Here is a 7,222-nt window from a genome sequence, read left to right as displayed (position 1 = left end):
CCACGGCCGAGCCCGACCCCGGCGCCCACGGAGACCCCGGCCCCGACGGCCTCGCCCCCGCCAGTGCCAACGCGGGAGCCCACGCCGACGCTGCGGCCCACCCGCACGCCCACGTCGACTCCTGGGGAGGAGGAAGGGGAGTGGAAGGGGACCCTTCAGGCCATCGCCGGCACCACCTGGGTCATCGACGGCCGTGCGGTGGAAGTCACGGCTGAGACAGAGATCCGGGGGAACCCGCAGGTCGGGGATCGGGTGGAGGTGAAGGCCAGGCGGCGCGCAGACGGGGTGTGGATCGCCTTGCAGATCAAACGGGAGGATTGAGGGGGGAGGGCCGCTCCTCGAATCTGGCGCTGCGCCTTCTCCCCCCTCCCGGCTGGGGCCCTCAGGGTTCCTCCACCGCCCACCACCGGTGGTCCAGATCGGGGAACACCCGGTCCAGTTCCCAGTATTCCTCGGCCAGGTCGACGTCCGGACGTCCTTCCTCAACGGAGCGGCAGAGGGCTTCGAAGCGCTCCAGATGGCCCATGAAGCGCTCGATGGCATAGGCCCGAGCCTGCCCTGTGGTGACCAGGAAGGGCCAGTCGCTGGACTGCAGGAGGAGCAGTTCGCGGGCCGCCTGGTTGAGGACGCGGCGGGTGGCCTCGTCGGCCTCCCGATGGCGCGCGGCCAGCCGCTCCATGCGGGCCTCCGCCTCGTGGATCGGCCCCCACATCCAGTGGGCCTCCGGGTTGTCCCACGTCCAGTGGCCGCCCCCCAGCCCCCAACTGGACTCCGGGAGCACCAGGACCTCGTCGGGCGGCTCGGCCTCCACATAGGCACGGGCGGTGGTGAGCCAGACCTCGTCGCTGGCCGCCAGCCGCCGCAACACTGCCCGGATCCAGTCCACCCCCTCAAACCACCAGTGGCCGAACAGTTCCGCGTCGTAGTTGGCGGCAATCAGGCCGAGACGCCCGCTGGCCCGGTGGAACTCCCGCAAGAGGTCGTGGACCAGGTCGACGAAATGCTGGGCGTGTTGCTCCACCTTGGCGGCCGCCCACTCCGGATGGTAGACGTCTTTCTCCCCGAGATCGACCTTGCCGGTCACCCGCCAGTATTGCAGCCCTGACCGCCCGTCCTTCTTGTGGAACTCCCGGTAATCAAAGTCGCCCGGGTATCCCCAATCGGCGGACCACACCTGCATCCCCGTGCGGTTGTTGCGGGCCACCACGGCCACGCCCGAGTGCTCCCCGGCGGAGAGGTCGGTGCGCGCCACGTAATAGGGCCGATAGGTGGTCCCCCGGGCCTGAGCCACGGTCTCGAAGGGGATCACGTAGTGGCGGGCGATCTGCCCGTAAGGGCCGATGGCGTCCCCTGCTGCCTTCCCCACCGGCCGCCCGCCCTCCACCGCGTGGGTCTCGGCGAAGAACAGGCGCAGCCCCTCCTGGGCGAGGAACCACTCCAGGCCCGGGCGGATGGTCCCATCGGACAGACGATAGGCGGGCCGGTAGGCGCATTCCGGGAGCCAGATGGAGAAGGGATGCCGTCCGAAGAACCGCCGGTAGGTCTGCACCCCGACCCGCAACTGCCCCCGGATCGAGGAATCCCGGGAGAGAAGGGGGAGGTAGCCGTGGGTGGCGGCGCTGGTCACCAGTTCCAGGACCCCTGCCTCCTGCAGGCGCCGGAAGGCTCCCAGGAGATCCCGGCCGTAGCGCTCGACGAAGTGTCGATGCCGACGCTCGTAGAGGGCGACATAGAAGAGGGCCAGGCCCTTGAGGTGGGGATTCCCTTCCGCCTCGAAGCGGGCCACGTCCTGCTCCGCCCGCTGGCGCCGGTCCATCACGTATTCAACGAAATGGTCGTGGATCAGGGGGTCGGCCAGTTGCTCAGCCAGCACTGGGGTGAGGCTGAGGGTCAGGCGGGCGGGGATTCCTTCCTCGTGAAGGTCGTAAAGGGCGTCGAGGAGGGGAAGGTAGGTCTCGGCGATGGCCTCGTGCAGCCACTCCTCGCCGTGGGGCCAGCGCCCGGCCCGCCGGCAGTAGGGGATGTGGGCGTGCAGCACGAAGGTGAAGGCCCCGATCCGCGGCATCGTCCGGCTCCTGGGTGAAGATCGCCTTCTATGATAGCGAAAAAGCCCCGCGGGCGGTGCCGCCGGCTCCGGTGAACCGCTGGCCAACCTGCCGCGTATCAACGTGTGGATCTCGACCGCTGGCCGAACGAATGGGCCGCCGACGCTTTCGCCGGGGAGAAGGCCGATGGGCCCGCTGGGCCCTGCTGGGGATCCTCGGGGCGCTGGGATGCCGGGGCGCTTCGCTTTCCCCGGCGCCCTCCCCTTCGCCATCGATCCCCACGCCGGCGCCCGCCCCGACGCCGACGGCGACCTCCCGGCCGGAGACCGGGCCGGCCCTCTTTGCGGCCTTCTGCGAAGCCTGTCATCCGCAGGGGGGAACTGCCCCGGGGGTCGGTCCCTCGTTGCGGGGCGTGGCCGAGCGGCATTCGCTGGATTTCCTCCGGCGGCAGATCGAGGAGGGCCGCGGGGATATGCCCGGCTTCCAGGACCGTCTGACGGGGGATGAGGTGGCGCGCCTGCTGGACTACCTCCGGACGCTGAAAGGACCGCCGGCCTTCCAGCGAACCCCCGCGCCGCCGGAGCCCGTGGCGGTGGCCCGGGGGGCGGCCCTCTTTCGGGAGCGATGCGCCTCGTGCCATCTGGAGGGCGGGCGCCAGCCGGGGGTGGGCCTGGGGTTCGACCCACCGCCCCCCTCGCTGGTGGACGTGCTCCGCCGGCACACGCCGGCCTTCATCGCCCGACAGATCCGGGAAGGAGGCGGGCAGATGCCGGCCGTCGGGGCCGATCTCTCGGAGGCGCAGATCGCTGACCTGCTGGCCTACCTGGCTGCTCTGGCCCAGGAGGCGGCCCCGTGATCCGACGGATCCGCCGGCGCCGGCCGGCGATCCCGAATCTTCACTCAGGAGGGAGCCATGGGACGGTGGTTCTATGGGGGGCTTGTGTTGCTTGGGGTGGTGGCGGTGGCCGCGGCGCCGGCCCCGCAAACCGTGACCATCCCCCTCAAGGAGCAAGGGGGGTCCGGCCAATCCGGGACCGCCACCCTGCGGGCGATGGGGGATCAGACCGAGGTGACCATCACCATCACCCCCGGCCCGGCGGGGGTCGACCAACCCGCCCACATCCATGAGGGCACCTGCGCCAACCTGAACCCCAAGCCCGCCTTTCCGTTGACGCCGGTCCGGGACGGCCGGTCGACCACCACGGTCAACGTGCGGCTCACGGATCTGCTGGCCAAGCCCTTCGCCATCAACGTCCACAAATCGGCGCAGGAGATCGCAGTCTACGTGGCCTGCGGCGAGATCGTGGCGGCCCTCCCGCGGACGGGCGGGGAAGGCGGCGGGGTTCCGGCCGGGGCGTGGGGGCTCCTGGCGGGGCTGGGGGGTGCCCTGTTGATCGGGGCCGGCTACGCCCTGCGCCGGCGTTTGGCGTGAGCGGATTTTCGGGGTGCAGAGAGGGGGAAGGGGTGGGCGCCGCGGCCGCGGCGCCCACCTTCTGATTCCAACGGCACCTGCGGAAACAGGGGAGGCCGTTCAGCAGGGGGATACGGTTTTGATGACCGGAGGGCTGGAGGATGGGTGCTCTGCTGAAACCCGCATCGGATGCCGTGGGGCCGCGGAAGCGACAGGCGGAGGGGGATAGCAAAAGGGCCATCCCTTGTTCGGGATGGCCCTTGAGGGAAGGCCCGTACGGGCCCGACGGGATTCGAACCCGCGATCTCCGCCTTGACAGGGCGGCGTGTTGGACCGGGCTACACCACGGGCCCTGCTCTCTTTCAGAATATACCATCCCCACGGCCCGGCGTCAAGACAAGGGCGCGGAGGTTCGAGGGAGGCGCCGCACGGTGCGCCCGACAAAACCCTGCCGGCGGTTGACAGATCCGGTCGGATGGATACAATAAAAAACAGCCTGAAAAGGAGCGATCGCGTCGGATGGGCCTCCTTCCCGCGCGGATGACCACCACTGGGACGATGACCACCGGGCCGTCCGTCGGCCGGGAGGGTGGCCCTTTGTTGGTCGTGTGAGATCCCACACCATCCGCGAAAACGGCGACCCCCCGGCCGAAGGAACGGCCGGGGGGTCGCTCTTTGGGAAGAACCCGCCCGGGGAGGGTGCCATGCTGGTGATGAAGTTCGGGGGGACTTCGGTGGGCGACGCCACCCGTTTTCAGCACGTGGCGGATCTCATCGAGCGGGTCCGGGCGCGCCATCCGCGGCTGGCGGTGGTGGTCTCCGCCATAGCCGGCGTGACCGACGCCCTGATCCGCCTGGGGCACCAGGCCGCCCGGGGGGATCCGGGCTGGGCCGCCACCCTGGAGGCGCTGGCGGCGCAGCATCGGCGCACCGTCGACGCCCTGGCCCTGCCCCCGGCCGAGGCGGCCGCCCTGGAGGAGGCCCTTCGGGCTGGGTTTGGGCAGGCGGAGGCAGTGGCCCGGGCGGTGGCCGCCCTGGGGGAGCTTTCCCCATCCGCCCTGGATCGGCTGGCCGGGTTCGGGGAGCGCTGGAGCGCCCGCATCCTGGCGGCCGTCCTGCGCGCGCGGGGGGTGTCCGCCGAGGCCGTGGACGCCGACGCCTTCGTGGTCACCGATGACCGCTTCGGGGAGGCCTCACCAGACCTGGAGCGGACGCGGGAGCGGGCCCGGGCCCATCTCCTTCCCCTGCTCGAACGCGGCGTCCTCCCCGTGGTCACCGGCTTCATCGGGGCTACCCCCGAGGGCCGGCCCACCACCTTGGGCCGGGGCGGCTCCGACTTCTCCGCCACGCTGCTGGGATACGCTCTGGACGCGGAGGCGGTGTGGATCTGGACCGATGTGGATGGGGTGATGAGCGCGGATCCCCGCATCGTCCCCGAGGCCCGCACCATCCCCGAACTCTCTTACATCGAGGCCGCCGAGATGGCCTACTTTGGGGCCAAGGTGCTGCATCCCCGCACCCTGCTGCCCTGCATCGACCGTCGCATCCCGGTGCGCATCCGAAACACCTTCAACCCCCAGCACCCCGGCACGTGGATCGTCCCGGAACCCCGTGGGAACGGGCAGGTCAAGGCGGTCACCCTGATCAAGGGCATGAGCCTGATCACCGTTGAAGGGCGCGGAATGCTGGGGGTGCCCGGGGTCGCCGCGCGGACCTTCGCCACGGTCGCCGGGTTGGGGGTCAACATCCTGATGATCTCCCAATCCTCCTCGGAACAGAACATCTGCTTCGTGATCCCCGCCGCCGCCGCCCCCCGCGTGGTGCAGGCCCTGCGAGCAGCCTTCGAGCGGGAGATCGCCCGGCGGGACATCGAGGACATCTGGGCGATGGATCGGGTGGCCATCATCGCGGTGGTGGGGGCTGGCCTGCGGGCCACCCCGGGGATCGCCGCCCGCGTCTTCAATGCCCTGGGGGCCTGCCGGATCAACGTGCTCTCCATCGCCCAGGGCTCCTCGGAATACAACCTCTCCCTGGTGGTGGCCGAGAGCGAGGCCGAGGAGGCGGTTCGCCGTATCCACGCGGCCTTCTACGGTTGAGGCCCCGCCGTTGGGTTCCCCCGGGCCCTCAGAGCCCGGGAGCCATGGCCGGGCCGCCGCGCCGCCGCTCGTCTTTGCGGATCCAGGGGTAGCTGTCGATGATCCGGTCCCGCATGTAGCGCCCTTTGGAGTCCGCCTGAAGGAGGCCCTCGAAGACCTCGGGGGGGACCTCGTAGTAAACATAGACGCCCTTGTTGAAGGCCACCTCCAGGACGCGACGCTCGGGGTCATAGCGGACGGCGCGGATCATGCTCGAGGAGACGTCCACCCATCCGCCGGCCTCCGTCGCCAGCGCCCGCAGCGTCGGGACCGCCGCCAGCAGCCGCCGCCATCCCTCCCGGAACGGCCGGACGAATAGGTAGCGTTCCCCATCGATCTCCTCGAGGCGGAAAGAGACGCCGCCGGCCCGCCACCCGCTTCCCGGTTCTTCCGCGGGCTCCAGCCGCAGCCGCAGCGTGTCCGTCTTTGGATCGTAGGCCACATCCATCGTTCAGTCCTCCTTCCGCACACTACACGCCTCTGGCGCCCCGGCGCACCCGCTCCCGCACCTCCTCGTAGAAGGCCTCGACCCGGCGGGCGATCTCGCTCCAGTCGTAGGCGCGGGCCCGCCGACGGCCGGCCTCCCCCATCCGCGCCCGCAGGTCCGGGTCCTCCAGCACCCGCAGGAGGGCCTCCGCCAGCGCCTCGGGGTCCTCGGGAGGGACCAGGAAGCCCTGGACGCCGTGCTCCACCACCTCGTTGTAACCCGGGATGTCGGTGGCCACCACAGGGACGCCGGCGGCCATCGCCTCTAGGAGCACGATGCCGAAACTCTCCATCCCGATGGCCGGCGCGCAGAACACTGTGGCCGCCCGATAGTAACGGGGCAGTTCCTCGTCCGGCACGTAGCCGATGAAGCGGACGTTGCGCAGGCGCAGGGCCCAGGCCTGGGCCACGTAGGGCGCCTTCTCCGCCTTGCCGAAGGCCCCCACCACCAGCAGCCGTGCCTCCGGGCATCGATCCTGGATGCGGGCGAAGGCCTCCAGCAGGAACCGCAGGCCCTTGCGGCGCTCCAGGCGGCCGACGAACAGGACGGTAGGCCGCCCATCGGCGAAGGGCTCCGGCGGTCGCAGGCGGGGGTCGGCGAAGCGCATGGAATCGATGCCGTTGGGGATCACGACGTAATCGGCGGGGAAGTAGCGCATGTGATACTGGCGGGCGGCCTCGGAGACCACGATGCAACCGTCCAATCGCTTGAAGAAGCGACGCAGCAGCGGCTTGCCATAGTAATAGGTCCGGCTCACCTCCCGGTAGGCGTGGAAGGTCCCCACGGCGATGGCGCAGGGGACCAGGTCGCGGTGTCGCAGGACGGCCAGGGGGAGGGCGGGGGTCAGGGGCTCGTGCAGATGCAGCACGTCGTAGGCCCCCGACTGCAGGATCCCCTTGATGCGGCGGTGGAGGCGAGGGGAAAGGGTGATGCGGGCGATGGAACCCGCGAAGGGGAAGGCGATCACCGAGGCCGAGGCGTTGATGAACCCCTCGGCGCTGGCCCGCCCGTCGGAGGCAGGGGCGATGATATGCACGCAATGCCCCCGGCTCTCCAGGCTGCGGGCCAGGTGGACGATGTGATTGTTGACCCCGCCGGGCACGGCAAAGTCATAAGGCGAGACCAGGGCGATGCGCATGGCCCT

General features: G+C 70.5%; 7 protein-coding genes and 1 tRNA gene. 4 read left to right on the top strand and 4 right to left on the bottom strand.

What is annotated here, in order from left to right:
* Positions 1 to 321, top strand: a 321-nt coding sequence (locus C4313_RS03485; protein WP_352428485.1) for a DUF5666 domain-containing protein, incomplete at its 5' end; no start/stop codon positions are given.
* Positions 322 to 382: 61 nt separating this feature from the next.
* On the opposite strand, the gene C4313_RS03480 is transcribed toward C4313_RS03485, so the two are convergent.
* Entirely contained in the window at positions 383 to 2,065 is a 1,683-nt protein-coding gene (locus C4313_RS03480) for a glycoside hydrolase family 57 protein (protein ID WP_352428484.1), read from the bottom strand.
* 131 nt (positions 2,066 to 2,196) lie between these two features.
* On the opposite strand from C4313_RS03480, the gene C4313_RS03475 reads away from it, so the two are divergent.
* Entirely contained in the window at positions 2,197 to 2,901 is a 705-nt protein-coding gene (locus C4313_RS03475; protein ID WP_352428483.1) for a c-type cytochrome, read from the top strand.
* A gap of 57 nt (positions 2,902 to 2,958) precedes the next feature.
* Positions 2,959 to 3,477 (top strand): hypothetical protein, encoded by a 519-nt coding sequence (locus C4313_RS03470; protein ID WP_352428482.1) that lies wholly within the window; start codon positions 2,959 to 2,961, stop codon positions 3,475 to 3,477.
* Positions 3,478 to 3,733: 256 nt separating this feature from the next.
* On the opposite strand, the gene C4313_RS03465 is transcribed toward C4313_RS03470, so the two are convergent.
* Positions 3,734 to 3,809: transfer RNA gene (locus C4313_RS03465), tRNA-Asp, on the bottom strand.
* 351 nt (positions 3,810 to 4,160) lie between these two features.
* Here C4313_RS03465 and C4313_RS03460 point away from each other — a divergent pair.
* On the top strand, positions 4,161 to 5,552 hold the full coding sequence (locus tag C4313_RS03460) for an aspartate kinase (RefSeq protein ID WP_352428481.1): 1,392 nt from the start codon (positions 4,161 to 4,163) through the stop codon (positions 5,550 to 5,552).
* 28 nt (positions 5,553 to 5,580) lie between these two features.
* Here the strand turns inward: C4313_RS03460 and C4313_RS03455 are convergent, their stop codons facing one another.
* Both C4313_RS03455 and C4313_RS03450 read right to left on the bottom strand, forming a co-directional pair.
* Positions 5,581 to 6,039, bottom strand: a complete 459-nt coding sequence (locus tag C4313_RS03455) for a KTSC domain-containing protein (protein WP_352428480.1) — start codon at positions 6,037 to 6,039, stop codon at positions 5,581 to 5,583.
* A 22-nt stretch (positions 6,040 to 6,061) separates the two neighbouring features.
* Positions 6,062 to 7,216: a glycosyltransferase family 4 protein gene (locus tag C4313_RS03450; RefSeq protein WP_352428479.1), complete on the bottom strand. Its 1,155-nt coding sequence runs from the start codon at positions 7,214 to 7,216 to the stop codon at positions 6,062 to 6,064.
* Positions 7,217 to 7,222: the final 6 nt, after the last annotated feature.

The sequence above is a fragment of the Thermoflexus sp. genome (assembly GCF_040289485.1).
Lineage (GTDB): Bacteria > Chloroflexota > Anaerolineae > Thermoflexales > Thermoflexaceae > Thermoflexus.
Note: the sequence above shows the minus strand (reverse complement) of the source record. Positions and strands in the feature narration are given on the sequence as shown.

Coding starts and splice junctions, on each gene's coding strand:
- C4313_RS03450 (WP_352428479.1), bottom strand. CDS start 7,216: ATGCGCATCGCCCTGGTCTCGCCTTATGACTTTGCCGTGCCCGGCGGG.
- C4313_RS03460 (WP_352428481.1), top strand. CDS start 4,161: ATGCTGGTGATGAAGTTCGGGGGGACTTCGGTGGGCGACGCCACCCGT.
- C4313_RS03470 (WP_352428482.1), top strand. CDS start 2,959: ATGGGACGGTGGTTCTATGGGGGGCTTGTGTTGCTTGGGGTGGTGGCG.
- C4313_RS03455 (WP_352428480.1), bottom strand. CDS start 6,039: ATGGATGTGGCCTACGATCCAAAGACGGACACGCTGCGGCTGCGGCTG.
- C4313_RS03480 (WP_352428484.1), bottom strand. CDS start 2,065: ATGCCGCGGATCGGGGCCTTCACCTTCGTGCTGCACGCCCACATCCCC.
- C4313_RS03475 (WP_352428483.1), top strand. CDS start 2,197: ATGGGCCGCCGACGCTTTCGCCGGGGAGAAGGCCGATGGGCCCGCTGG.